The sequence below is a fragment of the Bradyrhizobium sp. SZCCHNR2028 genome (assembly GCF_032380995.1).
In the GTDB taxonomy this organism is placed as follows: domain Bacteria; phylum Pseudomonadota; class Alphaproteobacteria; order Rhizobiales; family Xanthobacteraceae; genus Bradyrhizobium.
On record NZ_JAUHJF010000003.1, the window covers coordinates 171,333 to 192,445 of the forward strand.

Consider the following 21,113-nt stretch of genomic DNA (forward strand, 5'->3'; position numbering starts at 1 on the left):
CGATTTTTGGCTTAAGTGCTTGATCTCGCTGGCAGGAGTGGAGAGGCTCGAACTCCCAACCCCCGGTTTTGGAGACCGGTGCTCTACCAATTGAGCTACACTCCTAGCGAGCCGGGACAGTGTCGCCGGTTCGCGCGCTTTGAAGCATAGACCTCCCCCCGAATGCAAGGGTGCAATGGAGCAAATCGACTGGTCAGACCACAACTTCCGCGCCAGACTTGATGCAAACCGACAACAGGACTTCATCAGGGAGAGCCCATGACCCCGCCGACTGCCGCATCCAGCGCCCCCCTTTCCGCGCTCCGCTCGCTGACGCCGCCGCTGCCGGATGACCGCCCCGAGGCGCTGGGCCTGTCCCAGGCGCGGCTGCAGCGAGCTTCGGATGCGTTCAAGCGCGAGGCCGACAAGGGAACCATCCCCGGCGCCACCCTGCTGGTCGGCCGCCGCGGCCGGATCGGCTGGTTCGACGCCATCGGCCGGCAAGCGCCCGACGCCGACACGCCGATGCGGCCGGATTCGATCTTCCGCATCTTCTCGATGACCAAGCCGATCGTCTCGCTCGGGATCATGATGCTGGTCGAGGACGGCGAGCTGCTGCTGTCCGACCCGGTCGCCAAGTTCATCCCGGAATTCGGCGAGCAGAAAGTGGGCGTCGAGACCGGCGGCAAGCTGGAGCTGGTGCCGATCGCCCAGCCGATGACGGTCCAGGACCTGCTGCGCCACACCTCGGGCCTGGCGTATGAGCACACCGGCACCGGGCCGGTGCACCAGCTCTACCAGCAGTCGCGGGTGCGCAGCCGCAAGATCACCAATGCCGAGCACACGGCCATCGTCGCCGGCCTGCCGCTGATCTGCCAGCCCGGCGCCGAGTTCAACTACAGCCGCTCGACCGACATCCTCGGACGGATCATCGAGGTCGTCGCAGGCACATCGCTCGGCGCGTTCCTGTCCGAGCGCATCCTCAAGCCGCTCGGCATGAATGAGACCGGCTTCTTCACGAGCGAGGCCAATGCGCACCGGCTCGCCGAGCCGTTCGCGAAGGACCCGTGGACCGGCGAGGCGGTCAACCTGTTCAAGATGACCGAGCAGCCGCTGATGGAATCCGGCGGCGGCGGGCTGGTGGCGACCACGATGGACTACGCCCGCTTCTGCGCGATGCTGCTCAGCCGCGGCAGCCTCGACGGCACCCGGCTGGTCGGCCGCAAGACGCTCGAGCTGATGGCCTCCGACCATCTCGGGCCGCACGTGAAGACGGTCGGCACCCTGCTGTCGCCCGGTCACGGCTTCGGCCTCGGCTTCGCCGTGCGCCGCGAGGCCGGCATCGCGCCCTTCCCCGGCTCGCCCGGCACCTTCTTCTGGAGCGGCATCGCCGGCACGTTCTTCTGGATCGATCCGAAGGAGGATCTGTTCTGCGTGTTCATGGCCCAGGCTCCCGGACAGCGCGACTATCTGCGCACGCTGGTGCGCGACGTGGTGTATGCGGCGGTGGAGTGAGGGCGCCTGCTTCCTAGCACGGATGAGCGCAGCGACATCCGGGATATCCGCTCTCGTCATGTGACCCCGCATATCGCTTCGCTCATGCGGGCAACAACGCTGTGTTCGCGGCGAATGCGGGCCTGCCCCGTTTGCCCGGATGGCGCGACAACCACTGCTGTCGTCCCGGCGAACGCCGGAACCCATACCGCGTGATTTGTCGAGGGACGTCACTGCCAGTTGCCGGCCTCATGCCGGCCGGTGGTTATGGGTCCCCGCGTTCGCGGGGACGACACCGTTGGATGAGGCCATGGCACCGGCCCCACTGACAGCTCTCCTCAACTGATCGTCGCGCCGCCGTCGATCACCATGGTCTGTCCCGTCATGAAGTTGCCGGCGGCCGAGCCCAGGAACACCGCAGCGCCGGCGATCTCGTCGGGGATGCCGATGCGGAGCAGCGGCGAGCGGGCGGTCGAGGCCTTCAGGTTCTCCGGATTGTCCCACAGCGCTTTGGCGAAATCGGTCTTGATCAGGCCGGGCGCGATGCAGTTCACGCGCACATTGTGCGGGCCGTATTCGCAGGCGAGGTTGCGCGCGAGCTGCATGTCGGCGGCCTTGGAGATCGCGTAGGCACCGAGGATGGTCGAGCCCTTCAGGCCGCCGATCGAGGAGACGATGATGATCGAGCCGTCCTTGCGCGCGATCATCTGCGGCACGACCATGCTGATCAGCCAGTTGTTGGCGACGATGTTGTTGTCGAGGATCTTGCGGAATTGATCGTCGGAGATGCCCGCGAGCGGCCCGTAATACGGGTTCGACGCCGCGTTGCAGACCAGCACGTCGATCCTGCCGTAGATGCGGTTGGCCTCGTCGACGAGGTTCTGCAGGTTCTCCTTGCTGGAGATGTTGGCGGCGACCGCGGCCGCGGTACCCGCTCCAAATCGCTCATTGAGCTCCTTGGCGACAGCATCGCAGACATCCGCCTTGCGCGAAGAGATCACCACCTTGGCGCCGTGCTCGGCCATGCGTTCGGCAATGGCGAGCCCGATGCCGCGCGTGGATCCGGTGATGACGGCGACCTTGCCGGTCATGTCGAACAGGGTCATTGGGAGTCCTCCTTGGCTTGTTGGAATGTCGTCGGCTCCGACGGCTCATTGTAAGTCCCGTAGCCCGGATGAGCGCAGCGACATCCGGGGTCTCACGTGCTGTCCCGGTGAACCCGCATGTCGCTGCGCTCATCCGGGCTACGGGATGCCTCACGCCAGCTTGCTCGTCGTCAGCTCCGGCCCGGCCGGCTGATGCATCGCCTTGTGCCTTGCATCCGCGATCCACGGCTGCTGATTGACCATTGGCAGGCGCCATGTGCTGGTCTCGCCGGCCACGATGTGGTCGAGCCGGGTCACCGAGCAATTGTCGATGTCGAAGGCCAGCCCCTTCTCGACCAGGCCGCCGAGCGCCAGGCCAACAGCCGCCTTGATGGTGCCGCCATGGCCGACGGCGATGACGTCGCGGCCGGCTTCCGAAACCGTGATGCGCGCAATCGCCGCTGTCACGCGGGTGTACAGATCCATGTAGCTCTCGCCGCCCGGCGCCGGCTCATCGATGTCGGCGAACCAGTGGCTGCCCGCCGGCCGGCTCGCCAGGAACGCGGCGCGGTTCATGCCCTGCCATTGCCCGAGATGCTGCTCGGCAAAAGCGGTCTCCCTGATCATCGCTGCGGGACGCGGGAATCCGGCGGCCCAGATCGCCTCCGCAGTCTGATGCGTGCGCATCAGACTGCTCGCATACCACACCGCGCTGCGCGGCAGGATTTTCGCGACCGCCTCGAACACCTCGCGATCGGAGGTATCGCAGGCGATGTCGGACTGGCCATAGATGTTGCCGCCGTCGCTGCGCACCGGCGCGTGACGCACCCACCACCAGCGCGTGGTGACGACAGAAGGTTTCGTTCCATCAGCCGACATCGCTCAAACCCTTCCCTCCGCTCGCCTCTCGCTGTACGTGAAGGCCTAGATCGTCTCAAGCCGCTTGGCGATCTCAGCACGTTTGAAACGGCGTTTGAATTCCGTTGCGCGGCACGCAACTGATTACAATTGAAGCAGGAGGAAACATGGGCCGCCTCGAAGGCAAATCCGTCATCATCACCGGCGCCGGCAGCGGCATCGGCCGCGCCGCATCGCTGATGTTCACCAGGGAAGGCGCGCGGCTGATCGCAGTCGATCGCAGCGAAGGCGTCAAGGAGACCGTCGAGCTCGTCAAGCAGCAGGGCGGCATCGCAGAAGCCGTGATCGCCGACGCCGGCTCCGAGGCCGACGTCAGCGGCTTCATCGATCGCGCCGTTGCGACCTATGGCAAGCTCGACGTCATCTGGGCCAATGCCGGAATCTCCGGCGGCTTGATCCCGATCGCCGAGCAGACCGTCGAGCACTGGCAGGAGATCCTGCGCATCAACCTGATCGGCCCGTTCCTCGCGGTCAAACACGCGATGCCGCAAATGGTGCGGCAGCAGCGCGGCGCCATCGTCTGCACGGCCTCCGTTGCGGGCCTGAAGTCGGGCGCCTCGGGCCATCCCTATGCCGCAAGCAAGGCCGGCGTCATCAGCCTGGTGCAGACCACCGCCTATTCGCTGTCCGGCACCGGCGTGCGCATCAATGCGGTCTGTCCCGGCCTGATCGAGACCGGCATGACCAAGCCGATCTTCGACGGCGCCAAGGAGCGCGGCACCGAAGGCAAGATCGGCCAGCTCAATCCGCTGAAGCGTGCCGGCCAGCCGCACGAGATCGCCGCCATGGGCCTGTTCCTCGCCAGCGACGAGGCGTCTTACGTCAACGGCCAGGCTTTCCCGGTCGACGGTGGCCTCACGGCATCGATGCCATACGCGGGAAAACCGACTTAGCCGGGTTGCCGCGCCAAACACCGGTGTCCTCCCGCAGAACGCCGGGACCCATATCCCCTGGCCGGAATGAAGCCCGCAACTGACAGCGACGTCCCTCGCCAGATCACGCGGTATGGGTCCCGGCGTCCGCCGGGATGACAGCTGTTGTTGCCGCGCCACTGCGGCCCGTTCAGCACAGCTGCGCGCAACACACTCCGCTGTCGTTCCCGCGAACGCGGGAACCCATACCGCGGAATCGCGCGAGCAACGTGGCTGCCGGCTGTCCGTCAGGCGACGTTCCTTTCTGCAGCCGTCATTGCGAGCGCAGCGACGGAGTTCAATCATGATGACCGCGTGCAATCATGCAAAATTCTTCCCGCGACGCCTTCGCGCCCGAGTGATCCCGAATTTCACCGCCCTCTCGCATCGAGGGCGCAGGGAAGGCCAGGCGTCGGCTGACGCCTGCGGCCCGCCTGCGAAAAAAATGCAGGCGGCAGGTACCACAGGTGCAGCCGAGAACGCCCGGCCTTCCCTGCGCGACGGTCTTAACGCTTACTTCGTGCTCTCCCCGGGGACCGGCTTGATTGCCCCCGTGATCGACGCAACTCGCGAGCGCTGGCGTCAACTTGACCTCGGCACCGGGGTATCAGGACCACGCGACCTCACGTCCGCACACTGCCGTTCGTCCGCACACCAGATAAGCATGCCGCGGCAATCCGCGGCCATCGCCTCCCCGCCTCGCCTGTCGTGACGATCGCGCGCAACGCCCCTCCGGTGAGGCGGGATGGGATAAGCAAATCACAAATTCCGAAAAAGCGAAAGAAGAATCTTTCGCCTTCGCCGCTGGACGGGACAATCGCCTTGATCGCGCTCGCAAACTCTTTTTGTCGGCGCCAAGACCATCCGCTGGTGACGATTGCCAAGACCCTGGCGGGCCGCAACAGCCACATCAAGGTGTCCTACGGCACCGAGGCCGGGCTGTTCGTCGCGATGGCCGATATTCCCTCCGTGGTGATCGGCCCCGGCGCCATCGCCCAGGCGCACAAGCCGGACGAGTTCGTGGAGGTGGCCGAGCTGGAGCAATGTGCCGACATGATCGAGAAGCTGATCGCAAGGTGCAGCGAGCCGAATGGGTTGGATAAACTGGCAAGGCACTGACCCTGATGCCAGCCGCGACCGAGCAAATACGATGAGAGCTGAGCTGAATTTCCTGTCCAGCAGCGATGCCGATCCGCTGCAGCGTTCTGCACCTGATGGCGCCTTCGGCATTTCAGTCAGCGCAATGATCGGACCGCCCGGAGAACAGCGCTACGAGTCGTTCGACTTCGTGATTTGCACGCCCGAATGGTGCGCCTCCAACATGCGCAGCCACATCGAAACCGGACAACACTATCTGTTCGTCCGACTTCGACCATGCGCGCTTGGAAGGATATGTTCAGGCCGATTGCGACAGGAGCGAAGCCGCCATCTGGCAAGCCCTCGCCGAGAAACTGGGACGACTCGGCATGTGGGAGTTCGAAGACTATACGCCTTGACGCTTTAAACCCGCATGTCCTCCCATTTCATTTTCCGGGGCGTCGGCCCTGGGCTCCATCTCATGACAGCACGCGCGGCCCGATGGATTCCCGGTTCGCGCCAAAGGGCACGCCCCCGGAATGACTGGGAGAAACGCACGCGACGCCTCCGCCCGCCCCCGTGGCCGGCCCGGCGAGCGCCGCACCCCCATTGCCTGTCGTCCTCGCATTTCAAAATATTCCATGTGGCCTGCCGGCCACAGCTGCGCGCGATGGAACCCGCTAAACTGTTCGCGCTTGCGGCGCGGATGTCGGGTTGCCGACGTTGATGCGCCCGGGCTCTCGGTCAGGCAGGTCGGTCTTGCAGGGCGACTCGTGGGCCGAAGCAGATGGGGTTGGGGGACTCTCGATGCAGGTGATCCGGGGCACAGGCCGTGCGGCTGGCGGCAGGTTTGGAATGCGCGCGCGCCGTACCGATCATGGTCGCCTGCGATGGATCGCGGCTGCCGTCCTGCTCTCTTGTGCCGCCCTGCTTCGTCCGGCGCCGGCGGCGGCGCAGTTCGTCTGCCAGAGCACCTCCGGCAGCGGCCAGGGCAGCAACGCCTTCGGCTCGACTCTGCCAAACAACGTGGCCTGCGGCATCAGCGTCGACGCCACCGGCGTGAACTCGGCCAACACCGGCCTCGGCGTCAGTGCCAACGCCAGCGGCTCGGCCTCCGCCAACGTCGCGGTCGGCGGCGGCGCATTGAGCTTCAGCGCCCCCAACGCCTCCGGCCTCAACTCGACCAATATCGCCATCGGCGGCGCCGATGCCAGCAGCGGGCTCGACTCCCGCAACATCGCGATCGGCACCAACGCCAATGCCAGCGGGTCGGTGTCCAACAATATCGCGATCGGCACCAATGCCGTTGCCAGCGGCACCGGCGTCGCCGCCACCGCGATCGGCCATGCGGCGACGGCGAGCGGCGACCGCGCCGTCACCGTCGGCGCCAACAGCAGCGTCATCGGCACCGACAGCAGCGCCTATGGCAGCGGCAACATCGTCACCGGCAACAGCAGCGGCGCCTTCGGCACCGGGCAGCACGTCAACGGCAATGGCAGCTTCGCCATCGGCGATCCCAACGTGATGAACGGCAACAACAGCTTCGTCTATGGCGACAACAACACGATCAACACGACCGCCGCCGCAGGCTTCGGCGACAACATCCAGGTGATCGGCTCCAACAACACCGTGGCGGCGACCGCGAGCGCCAACAGCGCCTCGATCCTGGGCAGCGGCAACACCGTCAATGCCGCCAACGCGATGGTGGTCGGCAATGCCAACACGGTGAGCGGCGTCGGTGCGCTGGTGATGGGCAACAACAGCACGGTCAGCGGCGCAGGCGCCGTGGCGCTCGGCTCCGGCACCGCGGTCGCGGGCACCAATGCGGTGGCGATCGGCGCGGGCACGGCGGCCGCCGGCGACAATGCGGCCGCGCTCGGCGCGGGCTCGAGCGCGAACTTCGCCAACTCCACCGCGATCGGCACCGGCGCCGCGACCACGCGCGCCAACCAGGTCGCCGTTGGGACCGCCGCCAGCACCTACACGCTCGCCGGCATCACCTCGGCCGCCAGCAGAAGCGCGCAGTCGGGATCGGTGCAGCTCGTCACCTCGGACGCCTCGGGCAATCTCGCCACCACGACGCTCGCCAGCCTCGGGCTTGCCTCGGCCGGCGACCTCGACCGCATCAACACGCGGCTGAACGATCTGTCGAGCCGCAACAACAAGGCGATGAACGGCGTCTCGATGGCGTTCGCGATGGCCGGCGTGCCGACCCTAATGCCGCAGGAACGCTTCGCCGTGACCATGAACTGGGGCAATTTCCAGAGCACCAACGGCGTTGCCGTCAACGCCGCGGCGCGGATCACCGATCGGGTGCAGCTCAATGCCGGCCTCGGCTATGGCGCCAACGAGAACCTGCTGGGCGCGCGCGTCGGCGTGCGGGTGGGCTGGTAGATCGCCTCGCGATGGTGTTGCGCAAGCTCGTTGGCAAGCCCGTCGGCAAGCTCCTGGCCGGCCTGATCCTGTGCGTTGTCGCCGCAACGGCGGCCGAGGCACAGGACCCGCGCCCCGCGGCCTCGCCGACGCCGACCCAGGCGCCGGCGCAAGCATCCTTGCCGGTCAGCCCGGAGCAGGCGCTCTATCTGATCCGCTCGACGCTGCTGTCGCTCAACGATGCCAACCGCAGTGGCAACTACTCGGTGCTGCGCGATCTCGCCGCGCCCGACTTCCAGGCCCGGAACGCCGCCGCCGATCTCGCGATCGCCTTCATCGACCTGCGCCGGCGCAACGTCGATCTCTATCCCGTGGCGTTGGCCGCGCCGCAGCTCTCCACCCCGCCCTATCTCGATCCCGGCAAGATGCTGCGCCTGACCGGCTTCTTCCCGACGCGGCCGCTGCAGATCAATTTCGACCTGACCTTCCAGAACGTCGACAATCACTGGCGCATCTTCGGCCTCTCGGTGGCGACGCCGCAGGCGCCGGAGCCCGCCCCCGGGGCGTCACCGACGCCGGCCAGGAAAGGTGCGGCAACGGGGAAGAATTGAGCGCGGCAGCTTGCCGGTCATCCCCGGTGTCACTTCCGGGATCGACCGACGAGTTGCGACGTTGAAAACGTCGATTGGACATTCGATCCCTTCACACACGTCATTCCGGGGCGAGGCGCGAGCCCGGACTCCATTTGACGGCGGAGTTCAGCGCCAGAGGGAGCCCGGGCTCGATGCTCCGCATCGCCCCGGAATGACGAGCGTGGCGCGGCATGTCTTCCGTCATCGCGAGGCGCCGGGCTCAGGGTCGCGCCATGTCGTAACGAGCGACCGTCTGGTTCAAACCACGACAGGCGTGCCTGCCACCAATTTTTGCTTCGCGTCTCGAACCGCCCTCTCTTGCGCGCCGTCGAACCTCGCAAGCGGACCATTCCGGCTTCGCCGAACCGAAGGATGGATCACATGTCGAGGATATCGAAACTGCCCGCGCTTGCCTTGATCGCTGCCATGGCGGCCGGCGCGGCTGCAACGAGCGCCAGCGCGCGCGAGGTCCAGCTGCCCCGCTGCGAGCTTGTCTCCTGGGGCGCCTGCGGCACTCCCGAAACGACGATTCAACAGGCCTCCCGGTCGCGCAGCCGCGACACCTCGCCGACCTACATGAAGCAGACCGATCCGCGCTACAGCAGCGCGATGATCACGGCTGGTGGGGGCGGTGGAGGCGGTGGCGGTGGGGGCGGCGGCCGCTGACGAATGCGGCCTCGAAGCCCGGGCGAACGCAGCGACCACGGGGTCGCTCGCTCCACGCAGCATTCCGGCGCGAGAGGCCCCCGCATGTCGCTTCCGCCGTCGCTCTCCGAGCTTCGGCGTCAGCTCATGCGGGCTGCCGAACCGCCCGCGCCTTACGCTGCGCCCGCCTTCTGCGCGTAGGCCCAGGCCTGCTTGGTCATCGGCACCATGCGCTTGACCGACTCGATCGCCTTGTCGTTGGCAGCGGTGCCGTCGCGGATGCGGCCGATGATGCCCTGCAGAATGCCGGCGAGCCGGAACAGGTTGTAGGCGAAGTACCAGTTGAGGTCCGGCAGCTCGGTGCCGGTGACGCCGCGATAGATCGCGGCCGCCTCCTCCATGGTCGGGATGTTCTTGGCCTTCAGGTCGACGCCGTCGAGGCCCGGCATGATCCACTGCATCAGCAGATAGGTGAAGTCCGCCATGGGATCGCCGAGCGTCGACAGCTCCCAGTCGAGCACCGCGATGACGCGCGGCTCGGTCGCGTGGAAGATCATGTTGTCGAGCCGGTAGTCGCCATGCACGATCGAGACGCGCTGCTGCGCCGGCAAGGTGCGCGGCAGCCATTCGATCAGCTTCTCCATTTCGGGAAGGTGCTCGGTCTCGGACGCACGATACTGCTTGGTCCAGCGGTCGACCTGACGGGCAAAATAGTTGCCGGGCTTGCCAAAATCGGCGAGGCCGATTGCGGCGGGATCGTAGGTGTGCAACTTCGCCAGCGTCTCGATCTTGCTGGTGAAGATCGCGCGGCGCTGCGGCGCGTCGACATGCGGCAGGGTCGGATCCCAGAACACCCGGCCCTCCTCCATCGACATGATGTAGAAGGCAGCTCCAATGACGCTGTCGTCGTTGCACAGCGCGTAGGCCTTGGCGACGGGAAAGCCCTGCTTGCCGAGCGCGGCGATGACGCGGAATTCGCGATCGACCGCATGCGCTGACGGCAAGAGCTTGCCGAACGGCTTGCGCCTGAGCACGTAGGAGCGCGCCGGCGTGTTGAGCCGATAGGTCGGATTGGACTGGCCGCCCTTGAACTGCTCGACGGTGAGCGGGCCGGCATAGCCCTCGACATGCTCGGCCATCCACGCCGCGAGCTTGGCTTCGTCGAAGCGGTGCCGCTCCTCGACCGGCTTGGTGCCGGAGAATTCTTCGTCCTTCTTGACGCCGTCGGCCACGACGAACTCCCTTGGGTCATATTGAACGTAGGGTGGGCAAAGCGAAGCGTGCCCACCGCTTTTCTCGGAGACTGGAATGGTGGGCACGCGCCTGCCCGCGCGCTTTCGCGCCCGGGCCGACGCTTTGCCCACCCTACAAGGTCTGCGTCAGTGCCGCGGCTCGTTGGCGTATTTCTTCATCTCGAGCCGGGCAATGGCGCGGTTGTGCACCTCGTCCGGGCCGTCGGCAAGACGGAGCGTGCGGATGTTGGCGTAGTCCTTGGCAAGACCCGCCTCGTCCGAGACGCCGGCGCCGCCGAACGCCTGGATCGCGTCGTCGATGATCTTCAGCGCCATGTTGGGCGCCGCCACTTTGATCATCGCGATCTCGCCCTGGGCGGTCTTGTTGCCGACCTTGTCCATCATGTCGGCGGCCTTGAGGCACAGCAGGCGCGTCATCTCGATGTTGGTGCGGGCCTCACCGATGCGCTGCTCCCACACCGAATGCTCGATGATCTTCTTGCCGAAGGCCTGGCGCGTCATCAGCCGGCGCACCATCTTCTCCAGCGACTCCTCGGCCTTGCCGATGGTGCGCATGCAGTGATGGATGCGGCCCGGACCGAGCCTCCCTTGCGCAATCTCGAAGCCGCGGCCCTCGCCGAGCAGGATGTTCTCTTTGGGCACCCGGACGTTCTCGAGCAGCACCTGGGCGTGGCCATGCGGCGCGTCGTCGAAGCCGAAGACCGGCAGCATCTTCTCGACCTTGATGCCGGGTGTGTCGAGCGGCACCAGGATCTGCGACTGCTGCTGATGCTTGGCGGCCGACGGATCGGTCTTGCCCATCAGGATCGCGATCTTGCAGCGGGGATCGCCGACGCCCGACGACCACCATTTGCGGCCGTTGATGACGTAATGATCGCCGTCACGCGTAATGCGGGTTTCGATGTTGGTGGCATCGGACGAGGCCACCGCGGGCTCCGTCATCAGGAAGGCCGAGCGGATCTCGCCGTCCATCAGCGGGCGCAGCCATTTGCGCTTCTGCTCCTTGGAGCCGTAGCGGATGAACACCTCCATGTTGCCGGTGTCCGGCGCCGAGCAGTTGAACACCTCCGAGGCCCAGGAGATGCGGCCCATCTCCTCGGACAGCAGCGCATATTCGAGATTGGTCAGGCCGGCGCCACGGAACTCGTCATCCTCGTGCTCCGACGGCGGCATGAACATGTTCCAGAGGCCTTCGGCTTTCGCCTTGGCCTTGAGGTCCTCCAGGATCGGGATCACCTTCCAGCGATCGCCCTCGGCGTCCTGCTGCTTGTAGATCGGCACCGCCGGGCGGACATGCTTGGTCATGAAGCTGCGCACGCGCTCCAGCCATTCCTGCTGCTTCGCCGACATCGTGAAGTCCATGGGACTCTCCTCAGGGTTTCCTCGAGATTGTTTTGACCGCAGTGTCGGCCCGCCGGATGCATCCGTGCAAGTGTGATCTCGCGCGACACGACCGCGCGAACCGTCGCTGCAGTGCCAAAATGTCGTCTCGCGGAAGCACCGCGATTGACATTCCAGCCGTCTCAAACAATAGTTTCATACAATTGTTTGAAACGCAACTCCCCACCCTGCTTCGTCGTTCGGGAGGACCAGCATGGCGACCGACCAGACCCGGACTGCGATCCTGATCGCCGCCGAGCGGCTCTATGCCGAGCGCGGCTTCTCCGACGTGACCTTGCGCGACATCGTGGCGGAGGCGAACGTCAACCTCGCCGCGGTGAACTATCATTTCGGCTCCAAGGACGAGCTGATCGCCGAACTGTTCGTGACCCGCTCGATCGCGCTCAACCGCGAGCGGCTGCGCGAATTGCGCGCAGCGGAGGATGCCGGCGGCGGCCGCGCCGACATCAGCGACATCCTGCGCGCGCTGGTCGGCCCGATCCTGCGCGGCTGCCTGGGGCCGGAGAACCAGCGCTCGGCGGTGGCGCAATTCATGATCCGCGCCTCGATCGAATCGGTGCCGCCAATCCGCCGCATCAAGAACAAGGAAATCGACCATCTGCGGAAGTTCGCCGCGGCGATGAAGCGCGCTTTGCCGGAGAGCTCCGAGGTCGACCTGTTCTGGGGCCTGCATTTTGCGCTCGCTATGGCGCATCACACCATCCGCGAGAGCGAGCGGCTGACCAAGCTCTCCGACGGCCGATGCGACCTCGACGATGTCGAGGATGTGATCGCGCGGGTGGTGCGCGGCGCCGTGCTCGGCTTGACGACGCGCGTACCGGCGGCAAAGTCACAGGCCAAGGTCGCAGCGCGCGAGGCGCGCTAGACCTCGTGCTCCGCTGGATGAGAAGGAAGCTCGCCTGATGACGCAGCGCCTGCGATTGATCATGGCCGTCGCCGCCACGGCGCTCGCGATGGTGACCGCCAGCGAGCCGGTGCTGGCCCGCGGCGCCGCCGCCAGCATCATGAACTCGCCGGGCTATCAGCGCCGCCTGCAGGAATCACGGCAGCAGCTGGGCGCGCCGCCGCGGGCCCCGTTGTTCGAAGCGCCGCACTCCTATTCCCCGTGGAAGGCGAAGCGGCACCGGCATCACCGCCACGCCCACTGATCGTACGCTACACCACGTCCTCTGCTTCAAACTGCAGCCCGGATGAGCGCAGCGACATCCGGGGTCCTCACCGGCGGTAGTGACGATCCCGCATGTCGCTTTCGTTCATGCGGGCTACGCGGCTACACCACGCCCTGCTGCTTCAACGCTGCGATTTTCGCATCGTCATAGCCGAGTTGCGCCAGCACGTCCCGGGTGTGCTCACCGAGCAGCGGCGGCGCGCGGTACTCCGTGATCGGCGTGCCCGAGAAGGTGAGCGCATTGCGGATCAAGGACAACTGCGGCTCGAACGGGTGCTCGACCTTCACCTGCATGCCGCGCGAGCGGACATGCGGATCGGCGAACACGTGCGCAAAATCGTTCACGGGTCCGCAAGGCACGCCCGCTTTTTCGAGCTCTTCCAGCCAATGCGCCACCGAGTTCTTCAGGAACAGGCCGGCAAAGATCGCCATGATCTCCTTGCCGTTGACGACGCGGTCGTTGTTCTTGACGAATTTCGGATCGGTGGCGAGCTCGGGCGCCCCTAACACGGCGCAGGTGCGCGCGAATTGCGCATCGTTGCCGACCACCAGCATCAATTCGCCGTCGGTGCAGCGGAACACGCCGGCCGGCATGCCGCCATTGCCCCAGGTGCCGCGGCGCGGCGGCGACTTGCCGTTGACCAGGAAGATCTGGGCGTAGTGCGACAGCGAGGCGATCACGGTGTCGAACAGGCAGACGTCGACGTGCTGGCCACCGCCACCATTGACGTCGCGGTGATACAGCGCCGAGAGGATGCCGATCGAGGTATTCATGCCGGTCATGTAATCGACGATCGACGGCCCGACCTTCATCGGCCCCGCCCCCGGTTCGCCGTCCATGTGGCCGGTGACACTCATCAGCCCGCCCATGGCCTGGAAGATCGCGTCATAGCCGGCGCGCGGGGCATACGGCCCGGTCTGGCCGAAGCCGGTGACCGAACAATAGATCACGTCCGGGTTGACCGCGCGGATCGCCTCATAGTCGAGGCCATAGCGCTTGAGATCGCCGACCTTGTAGTTCTCCATGAAGACGTCGCAATCCTTGGCGAGCGCGCGGATGATCTCCTGCCCCTCCGGGCTCGCGATATTGACGGTCACCGACTTCTTGTTGCGGTTGGCGCAGATGTAAAACGAGTTGTTATTGTTGGCCTTGCCCTCGGGGTCCTTGAGGTAGGGCGGGCCGAAGGCGCGGGCGTCGTCTCCCGTGCCGGGCCGCTCGATCTTGATCACCTCGGCGCCGAGATCGGCCAGCATCTGCGCGGACAAGGGTCCGGCGAGCACGCGCGTCAGATCGAGAATCTTGATGCCAGAAAGCGGCAGGGCCGACATGGAGTTCCTCCGGGAGCCTTATTCCTTGTGGCGGATTTGCTCTGCGAGGCACCGCCTGTCACCCGCGGATACACCATTTCGTGCCCCGGAGCACTGCGCTGGCGGCATGCGGCCTTGCCCGGCACAGGATGTCACCCGGATTCGCGACGCTCACCGAACCGGTAGCACCCATTGGGAATGCGCCCGCAATCACCGGGGCACGCGCCGACTTTCTTGCTTCGTTTTGTGTGCGACGGGAGTCCAGACACATCCGGACACAGGGAACAAGGAGCCGTTAAGCGTTACAACCACAGCTGGAGACAGGTTTGATGTCTTACCCGGAGCACACCATGACTTCGATCTCTGCCTCCTCGATGAGCGGCTTTTCGCCGCTCGACCTGCTCAAACAGGAGCTCACCAAGGAAGTCTCGGCCGGCAAGGTCAGCTCGACCGACCAGACCGCCTTGTCGTCGGCGCTCGACGACATCGACTCCGCATTGAAGAGCGGCGGCAACAGCTCGTCCTCGTCGTCGACCTCCAGCACGCCGCCCTCTCCCGAGGAGATGCAGTCGAAGATCGACGATCTCATCCAGAGCGAGGTCGACAGCGGCAAGCTCACCTCCGACCAGGCGACCGAATTGAAGAACGTATTCGCCAATGCGTTCTCCGGCGGCGGCGCCGGCGGTCCGCCGCCCGCACCGAGCGACGATGCCAGCAGCGACACCACGTCGAGCACCTCGTCGTCGTCCTCATCGAGCTCATCGTCTCAAGTCGAGGAGCTGTTGAAGAAGCTGCTCGACGCGCTGCAGAGCTCGAACAGCAGCAAGACCTCGTCCTACAGCGCCAGCGGCACCAGCTCGTCGAGCTCGTCCAGCAAGTCGCTGGTGGTCGACTTCTCGGCATGATCCGGCGGTCTCACCATTGTGCCCGCGGTCTATCGCAGCGCTCATGCGGGCTACGTGGAGAAACCGGCGGCGTCACTCCGGCGCATTGAACGTCCGCGCGAAATACACCGGCGCAGCCGTCTTTTTCAGGCGGTAGAGCTGCGCCGGCCGGTTCGGCCCCTTGCGCATCTTGGCGATCGGTTCGATGAGGTCGGCCGACAGCATGCGGGTCCGGAAGGCGCTCTTTTCCAGCGCACGATCCAGCACGACCTCGTAGGTCCGCTGCAGTTCGGGCAAGGTGAATTCCTCGGGCATCAGATAGGCCGGCAGCGAGGTGTACTCGACCTTGTTGCGCAGTCGCTGCACCGCAGCGCGCAGGATCTCCGCATGATCGAAAGCGAGCTTCGGCTTCACGCCGGTCCCGTCGAGCGGAAACCATTGCGCGTCCGCGGCGAGCGCCGTCTCCGCCGCTGACGCCGGGACCAGCGCAAAATACGCGTGGGTCGCCGACCAGCCGCGGGGATCGCGGTTCGCGCTGCCCCAGCTGCCGAGTTGCTCCAGATACGGGCTGACGACGCCGGTCTTCTCGACGAGCTTGCGCCGGGCGCAGGCTTCGAGATCGCGATCCGTGTCGACATCGACGAAGCCGCCCGGCAGCGCGAAAGCGTCCGGGAACGGCTCACCCTCGCCGTGACCGCGGCGCACCAGCAGCACGTGCAGCGCCTCCAGGCGGATCGTGAAGATGACGACGTCGACCGTCGTCAACGGGCGCGGGAAATTAAGCCCGGCCCCGCCTCGCCCGATCTCGCCCGCGCCGCCGCCTGGTTCTTGCCGTCCCGCCATGCCGCCCCCTGACCGCCTTGCCGAATTTTGCCCCTTGACACTAGCACGCTTAGTTGTACTGTCCAACTTACTTAGTTGGCGTAACACACTTACGCCATCAGACGTCAGGAGGCCGCCATGTTCGGCATTCGCTTCATCAAGGCCCAACCCACCACCTACCTCCTCAAATACCGCGCCGGCGCCGTCGTCGAGGAAGGCGCCGGGCTCTCCACCTTCTATTACGGGCCCGCGACCTCGCTGGTCGCGATCCCCATTGGCAGCCGCGACGCCGCCTTCATCTTCCAGCAGATCGCCCGCGACTTTCAGACGCTGACGATCCAGGGCCAGGTCACCTACCGCATCGGTGAGCCGAGGAAGGCAGCGGCGATGCTGAACTTCACCCTCAAGCGCGACGGCAAGACATACGAGTCCGACGACCCGGAAGAGCTACCGCAGCGCGTGCTCGGCGCGGTCGAGGTGCTGGCACAGCAGGCGGTCAAGGACATGACCCTGAAGGAGGCACTGCGCGCCTCCGACCGCATTGCCGAGGCGATTGCGACCGGACTAAGGCAACGCGCCGATATCGATGCGCTGGGCCTGGAGATCCTCGGCGTCGCCGTGCGCGCGGTGAAGCCGACGCCGGAGACCGCCAAGGCGCTCGAGGCCGAAGCGCGCGAGGCGATTCTGAAGACCGCCGATGAAGCGATCTTCGCTCGGCGCAACTTTGCCGTGGAGCGCGAGCGGGCGATCCGCGAGAGCGAATTCGATACCGAGATTGCGGTCGAACAGAAGAAGCGCTCGATCCGCGAGACGCAGATGGACGCGGAGGCCAGCGTCGCGGCGAAGAAGAACGAGCTGCGCGAGGCCGGCATGGTCGCCGACATCGGGCTGGAGGCCAAGCGAAAGGACTTCGTCGCGCTGAATGCGTCGAACACCCGCACTTTGGCCGATGCCGAAGCCTATCGCGTCGGCGCGCTGATGAAGATCTTCGAGGGCGTCGACACCCGCGTGATCCAGGCGCTGGCCGCCACCGGCATGCAGCCGGGCCAGTTGATCGCGCAGGCGTTCTCGGGGCTCGCCGAGAAGGCCGAGAAGATCGGGCAGTTGAATGTCTCGCCCGAGCTGCTGAACAGCCTGATGCAGAAGCCCGCGGAGGCCGCCCGTGTCCGGCAATGACCGCAAGGTGGTGCTGGTTGTCAGGAGAACGCGGCTCGAGGAGCTGATCGCAAGGCTCCTCACCGCGGACCAGGCCCGCTTCTATGTCGAGCATCTCGGTGCCGACTTCTCCGACTATGAGCGCGAGCACGCGGCCTACCAGGCCGCGCGCTTGACCAGCGTCCAGACGCTGGAACGCTGGGGCCGCTACCAGATCGTCGACCGCAGCTTCCTGCCGAACTTCCTGTTCGGCCCGGCCGACATCGTCGCGGCGCTCGGCCCGGACGGCCTCGTCGCCAACACGATGAAATATCTCGACGGCCAGCCGTTGCTCGGCCTGAACCCGGACGCGGCCCGGCATGACGGCGTGCTGCTGCCGTTCGCGCCGGAGAACCTCGCGAGCCTGCTGCCCGAGGTCGCCGCCGACAAGCGCGCCGCCAAGGCGGTGACCATGGCACGCGCAAGCCTCGCCGACGGCCAGGTGCTGCACGCCGTCAACGACCTCTTCATCGGCGCGCGCACCCATGTCTCGGCCCGTTACGAGATCGCGACACGCGACGGCCATGAGCGGCAGTCCTCCAGCGGCCTGATCGTGGCAACGGGGCTCGGCTCGACCGCCTGGTTCAAGAGCATCGTCACCGGCGCGCTCGCCATCGCCGGCAGCTTCGGTGGCCGCACGACGGGCGGCGACTACACTCCCCTGCCCTGGGACGCCCGCGCGCTTCGTTTCGCCGTGCGCGAGCCGTTCCCGAGCAAGACCTCGCAGACCTCCCTGGTCTGCGGAGGCCTCAGGGGCGCAGAGACCCTGCGCCTGCGCTCGCTGATGCCCGAGAACGGCGTCATCTTCTCCGATGGCATCGAGGCCGACCATCTCGATTTCAATGCCGGGACCGAGGCCGTGATCGGGATTGCGGAGCGACAAGGACGGTTGATCGTGTAGTTTGGTCCCGCAGGTCGCGTCGTTGGCAGCGTAACGCGCTCTTGCCGCGTCATTGCGAGCGCAGCGACGCAATCCAGACTGTCTCTGCGGAAAGATTCTGGATTGCTTCGCTGCGCTCGCAATGACGGAGGAAAGACCAAGCGTCCATCTTCCACATGTCGTCGCTGCGGGCGCGCGGCCGTAGGGTGGGCAAAGCGGCCGCCGAAGGCGGCAGCGTGCCCACCGTGGATCGGCGCGCTCGACGGCAAAGATGGTGGGCACGGCGCAATCCCGATCTGGGTCGTGGACAGAGCACGGCTGCGCCTTTGCCCACCCTACGGCCGTTACGCCCGCGCAAACACCAGCACGCCGTTCGCCGGGATCGTCACCATCGCCGAGCACGGCTGGCCGTGCAGCGCCGGGCCGCCTGCGATCACAGCGCCATTGTTGCCGACGACATCCGGATTGACCCAATTGTCGTAGACGTCGCTGTTGAACACCTCTTTCCACTGCCCGGCCGCCGGAAAGCCGATCGCGTAGTCGCGCCATGGCGTCTCGCTCAGGCTCACGATTACGACGACGTCGTCGCCCTGGCCATCCCAGCGGTGAAAGGCGAGCACGCGGTTGCCGTCATGGACGTGGACGATGGCGCAGCCTTCGGCGGTCAGCGCCGGATGGGTGCGGCGGATCGCGATCAGTTCGCTGGTAAAGCGCATCGCATCGGCGGTGATCTTGTCCTCGCCGTCAAGCAGCGCCCAACTGATCGTTGTGTCGGGGTTCGGCGTGTCGCTCCATGGTCTGTCCTCGAACAGTTCCTGGCCCATGAACAGCATCGGGATGCCCGGCGCGGTCAGCAACAGGCCCGTGGCGACGCGGCTGCGGCTGCGCGCATACCAGCAGCGGCTGTCGACGGGATCGGCGAGGCGCGGGATGCGCGGCTCGCGGCCGGCATAGACGATGTCGTGGTTCTCGATCGAGTTCACCGCGCGCCAGCGCTTGTCGAGGCTGAGATCGGCGATCGCCGCGGCGATCGGCTGCATCGCAACGGCAGCGCCGGCGCCTCCGGCCGCGCTGGCGACGGCGCCGCGCACAGCAAGGCGCAGGCCGTCGCTCCAGGTCGCGTCGAAGCCGGCGCCACCTTGTGCGATGTCCCTCACCACCCACGGGTTCACCGGCCAATATTCGGCGATCTGGAACGCGTCGGGCTTCTCGGCGCGCAGCACCTCGGTGAGCTGCTGGCAGGTCGCCCAGCCGCCGAAGCGGTCCATCACGCTGACCTCGTCGAAGCGCAGGCCGTCGGCGTGGTACTCGCGGTACAGCATCACGGCATTGTCGACGAGGTACTGCCGAACGTCGGCGTTCCAATAGGCGAACACCTGGCCGCCGGCCCAGCCCTGGTCGGTGAAGTACAGGCTGCGATTGGGATCGCCATAGGCCTGACGGTCGAAGAACCAGATGCTGTTCTCATCAAAACCGCCGCCGGCGTGGTTGTAGACGACGTCGAACAGCACCGCGATGCCATGGACATGACAGACGTCGATCAAGGCGCGCAGTTGGTCGTCGCAATGACGCACGGTGTCGACGCCGGCGTAAGGCGCCGCGCCAGCCGCGACCAGGATCTCATTGGTGCGGGCGACATAGGCGGCGAGATGCGCCTCCTCGGCCTCGCCATAGTCGGTTTCCGGGCTGAACAGGTCGGTGCCGTTGTAGCCCATGCTGAACATGGTCGGGAATTCCTGCACCGGCAGCAGCTCGATGGCGTTGATGCCGAGCTTCGCCAGGTGCGGCACGCGCTCGATCACGTCGAAGAAGCAGCCGTCGGGATTGCCCGCCTTCATGTCGAAGGTGCCGACGTGGAGCTGGTAGATCACGAGCTCGCTATAAGGCGGCGGTGTGAACGCGGTGTCGTGCCAGGGAAACGCGTTGGGATTACGCAGCACCGAATGCGATTGCGGGAACGGCGGATCGACGGTCAAGAGCCGCGCATGCGGATCGCGCTTGTAGCCCGAGGTGCCCTCGCCTTCGACGAAGTACATGTAGGCGTCGCCGTCCTTCAGGCCGGGGATGAAGATCGCCCAATGGCCGTTGCCGATCGGCGCTAGGCGGCAGCTCGCGTCCTGCGCCCAGTCGTTGAACGGGCCGGAGACGTAGACCGCCTTGGCATGCGGCGCGAACACGCGGAAGGTAGCGCCGCCGGTCACCAGGGTGCCGCCCATGGGAGCCTGGAGAAGATGCATCTGCCGCAGCGAAATCCTCAATCCTTCGGGGAATGGCGGCAGCGTAACAGGTTCGAGCAGCATATCCATGATGGTCGGCTCTCCCCGGCGCTCAGAACAGCCGCGCGCCATTCGGCACGGGCTTGTCCGGCTGGAACAGCACGACGTTGCCGGCCTCGTCCGGGAAGCCGAGCGTCAGCACCTCGGACATGAACTTGCCGATCTGGCGCGGCGGGAAATTGACGACGCCGGCGACCTGGCGGCCGATCAGGGTGGCTGGATCGTAGAGCGTGGCGATCTGGGCGCTGGAGCGCCTGGTGCCGATGCCGGGCCCGAAATCGATCGTCAGCTTCAGCGACGGTTTGCGCGCCTCCGGATAGGGCTCGGCCGCGACGATGGTGCCGACGCGGATGTCGACGACCAAGAACTGGTCGAAGCTGATCCCTGCTGCCGCCGGCGCTGTGGGATCATGGGCAAGATGCATGGCGGCCTCATCGAACGCATGACCGCGCGGGAAGGCTTGCGGTGCCGACGCGGTCTGGGTCGGAATCTTTAATCGCCATAAGGGCTCCTGACAATGCACCCGCCCGGCGACGGCACGGCATATGGACGATTGGCTGTATTGGTGTGGCAGGCCGGTCGCAGGGTGCGAAGCCTTCAATCGCAGGCTGGGCGAGCGGGGGTGCCGCTGCCCCGCATCGCCGAGCGGGAGGTGCGTGAATCGCCATGGAATGTCGCTATCCGGCGAATCGTCGCGTGCACGCCTTGACCCGCCCTGCAGCATGTCCGCCGCCGAGCGCAATGATTATGACACGTCGCCCGTAATGTCGCAGTTCGGTCGCTTTGCCTCCAGACACAGCACGGAGGCCCAGC

The 21,113-nt window shown here is 66.1% G+C and carries 18 protein-coding genes, 1 tRNA gene and 2 pseudogenes; 12 read left to right on the top strand and 9 right to left on the bottom strand.

Annotated elements, in window-relative coordinates; all coding sequences use genetic code 11:
• Positions 1–29: 29 nt before the first annotated feature.
• Positions 30–105: transfer RNA gene (locus tag QX121_RS06770), tRNA-Trp, on the bottom strand.
• A gap of 153 nt (positions 106–258) precedes the next feature.
• Here QX121_RS06770 and QX121_RS06775 point away from each other — a divergent pair.
• A complete protein-coding gene (locus QX121_RS06775; protein WP_315811492.1) occupies positions 259–1,494 on the top strand; it encodes a serine hydrolase domain-containing protein in 1,236 nt (411 codons plus the stop codon).
• A gap of 317 nt (positions 1,495–1,811) precedes the next feature.
• Here the strand turns inward: QX121_RS06775 and QX121_RS06780 are convergent, their stop codons facing one another.
• Positions 1,812–2,579: an SDR family oxidoreductase gene (locus QX121_RS06780; RefSeq protein WP_315737581.1), complete on the bottom strand. Its 768-nt coding sequence runs from the start codon at positions 2,577–2,579 to the stop codon at positions 1,812–1,814.
• A 150-nt stretch (positions 2,580–2,729) separates the two neighbouring features.
• Positions 2,730–3,437, bottom strand: coding sequence for a histidine phosphatase family protein (locus QX121_RS06785; RefSeq protein WP_315737580.1), 708 nt, complete (start codon positions 3,435–3,437; stop codon positions 2,730–2,732).
• 146 nt (positions 3,438–3,583) lie between these two features.
• On the opposite strand from QX121_RS06785, the gene QX121_RS06790 reads away from it, so the two are divergent.
• From QX121_RS06790 to QX121_RS06810, 6 genes and pseudogenes are all read left to right on the top strand, one after another.
• Positions 3,584–4,369, top strand: coding sequence for an SDR family oxidoreductase (locus QX121_RS06790; protein WP_315811493.1), 786 nt, complete (start codon positions 3,584–3,586; stop codon positions 4,367–4,369).
• A gap of 876 nt (positions 4,370–5,245) precedes the next feature.
• Positions 5,246–5,506: pseudogene (locus QX121_RS06795) on the top strand (M20/M25/M40 family metallo-hydrolase); the annotation flags it as partial.
• A gap of 31 nt (positions 5,507–5,537) precedes the next feature.
• A pseudogene (locus tag QX121_RS31625) lies at positions 5,538–5,883 on the top strand (Imm8 family immunity protein).
• 436 nt (positions 5,884–6,319) lie between these two features.
• Positions 6,320–7,858 carry a YadA-like family protein gene (locus QX121_RS06800; RefSeq protein WP_315811494.1) on the top strand — a complete coding sequence of 513 codons (1,539 nt, stop codon included), beginning with the start codon at positions 6,320–6,322 and terminating at the stop codon, positions 7,856–7,858.
• Between the two features lie 17 nt (positions 7,859–7,875).
• Positions 7,876–8,448 (top strand): hypothetical protein, encoded by a 573-nt coding sequence (locus QX121_RS06805; RefSeq protein ID WP_315811495.1) that lies wholly within the window; start codon positions 7,876–7,878, stop codon positions 8,446–8,448.
• Between the two features lie 402 nt (positions 8,449–8,850).
• Positions 8,851–9,135: a hypothetical protein gene (locus QX121_RS06810; RefSeq protein ID WP_315737575.1), complete on the top strand. Its 285-nt coding sequence runs from the start codon at positions 8,851–8,853 to the stop codon at positions 9,133–9,135.
• A gap of 152 nt (positions 9,136–9,287) precedes the next feature.
• Here the strand turns inward: QX121_RS06810 and QX121_RS06815 are convergent, their stop codons facing one another.
• Together QX121_RS06815 and QX121_RS06820 are read right to left on the bottom strand one after the other, a co-directional pair.
• The gene (locus QX121_RS06815) at positions 9,288–10,346 is read right to left on the bottom strand and encodes a phosphotransferase family protein (protein WP_315737574.1); all 1,059 of its coding nucleotides are present in this window, start codon (positions 10,344–10,346) and stop codon (positions 9,288–9,290) included.
• A gap of 147 nt (positions 10,347–10,493) precedes the next feature.
• Entirely contained in the window at positions 10,494–11,729 is a 1,236-nt protein-coding gene (locus QX121_RS06820; protein WP_315811496.1) for an acyl-CoA dehydrogenase family protein, read from the bottom strand.
• A gap of 232 nt (positions 11,730–11,961) precedes the next feature.
• Here QX121_RS06820 and QX121_RS06825 point away from each other — a divergent pair, with 232 nt between their 5' ends.
• Both QX121_RS06825 and QX121_RS06830 read left to right on the top strand, forming a co-directional pair.
• Entirely contained in the window at positions 11,962–12,633 is a 672-nt protein-coding gene (locus tag QX121_RS06825) for a TetR/AcrR family transcriptional regulator (RefSeq protein WP_315754162.1), read from the top strand.
• Positions 12,634–12,670: 37 nt separating this feature from the next.
• Positions 12,671–12,916 carry a hypothetical protein gene (locus QX121_RS06830; RefSeq protein WP_315737571.1) on the top strand — a complete coding sequence of 82 codons (246 nt, stop codon included), beginning with the start codon at positions 12,671–12,673 and terminating at the stop codon, positions 12,914–12,916.
• 122 nt (positions 12,917–13,038) lie between these two features.
• On the opposite strand, the gene QX121_RS06835 is transcribed toward QX121_RS06830, so the two are convergent.
• Positions 13,039–14,265 carry a CaiB/BaiF CoA-transferase family protein gene (locus tag QX121_RS06835; RefSeq protein ID WP_315811497.1) on the bottom strand — a complete coding sequence of 409 codons (1,227 nt, stop codon included), beginning with the start codon at positions 14,263–14,265 and terminating at the stop codon, positions 13,039–13,041.
• Between the two features lie 329 nt (positions 14,266–14,594).
• Between QX121_RS06835 and QX121_RS06840 the strand changes: the two genes are divergently transcribed.
• Positions 14,595–15,149 (top strand): hypothetical protein, encoded by a 555-nt coding sequence (locus QX121_RS06840; RefSeq protein WP_315776647.1) that lies wholly within the window; start codon positions 14,595–14,597, stop codon positions 15,147–15,149.
• Between the two features lie 72 nt (positions 15,150–15,221).
• On the opposite strand, the gene QX121_RS06845 is transcribed toward QX121_RS06840, so the two are convergent.
• Positions 15,222–15,971 (bottom strand): NUDIX hydrolase, encoded by a 750-nt coding sequence (locus QX121_RS06845; protein WP_315737568.1) that lies wholly within the window; start codon positions 15,969–15,971, stop codon positions 15,222–15,224.
• A gap of 117 nt (positions 15,972–16,088) precedes the next feature.
• Here QX121_RS06845 and QX121_RS06850 point away from each other — a divergent pair, with 117 nt between their 5' ends.
• Both QX121_RS06850 and QX121_RS06855 read left to right on the top strand, forming a co-directional pair.
• Complete coding sequence (locus QX121_RS06850) at positions 16,089–17,126, top strand: SPFH domain-containing protein (RefSeq protein ID WP_315811498.1); 1,038 nt, start codon at positions 16,089–16,091, stop codon at positions 17,124–17,126.
• The gene (locus QX121_RS06855; RefSeq protein ID WP_315811499.1) at positions 17,113–18,045 is read left to right on the top strand and encodes a sugar kinase; all 933 of its coding nucleotides are present in this window, start codon (positions 17,113–17,115) and stop codon (positions 18,043–18,045) included. The genes QX121_RS06850 and QX121_RS06855 overlap by 14 nt, the downstream gene beginning before the upstream one ends.
• A 323-nt stretch (positions 18,046–18,368) precedes the next feature.
• On the opposite strand, the gene QX121_RS06860 is transcribed toward QX121_RS06855, so the two are convergent.
• The gene (locus tag QX121_RS06860) at positions 18,369–20,330 is read right to left on the bottom strand and encodes an alpha amylase C-terminal domain-containing protein (protein WP_315811500.1); all 1,962 of its coding nucleotides are present in this window, start codon (positions 20,328–20,330) and stop codon (positions 18,369–18,371) included.
• Positions 20,331–20,352: 22 nt separating this feature from the next.
• Positions 20,353–20,724 (bottom strand): tRNA-binding protein, encoded by a 372-nt coding sequence (locus tag QX121_RS06865; RefSeq protein ID WP_315737564.1) that lies wholly within the window; start codon positions 20,722–20,724, stop codon positions 20,353–20,355.
• Between the last annotated feature and the right edge of the window lie 389 nt (positions 20,725–21,113).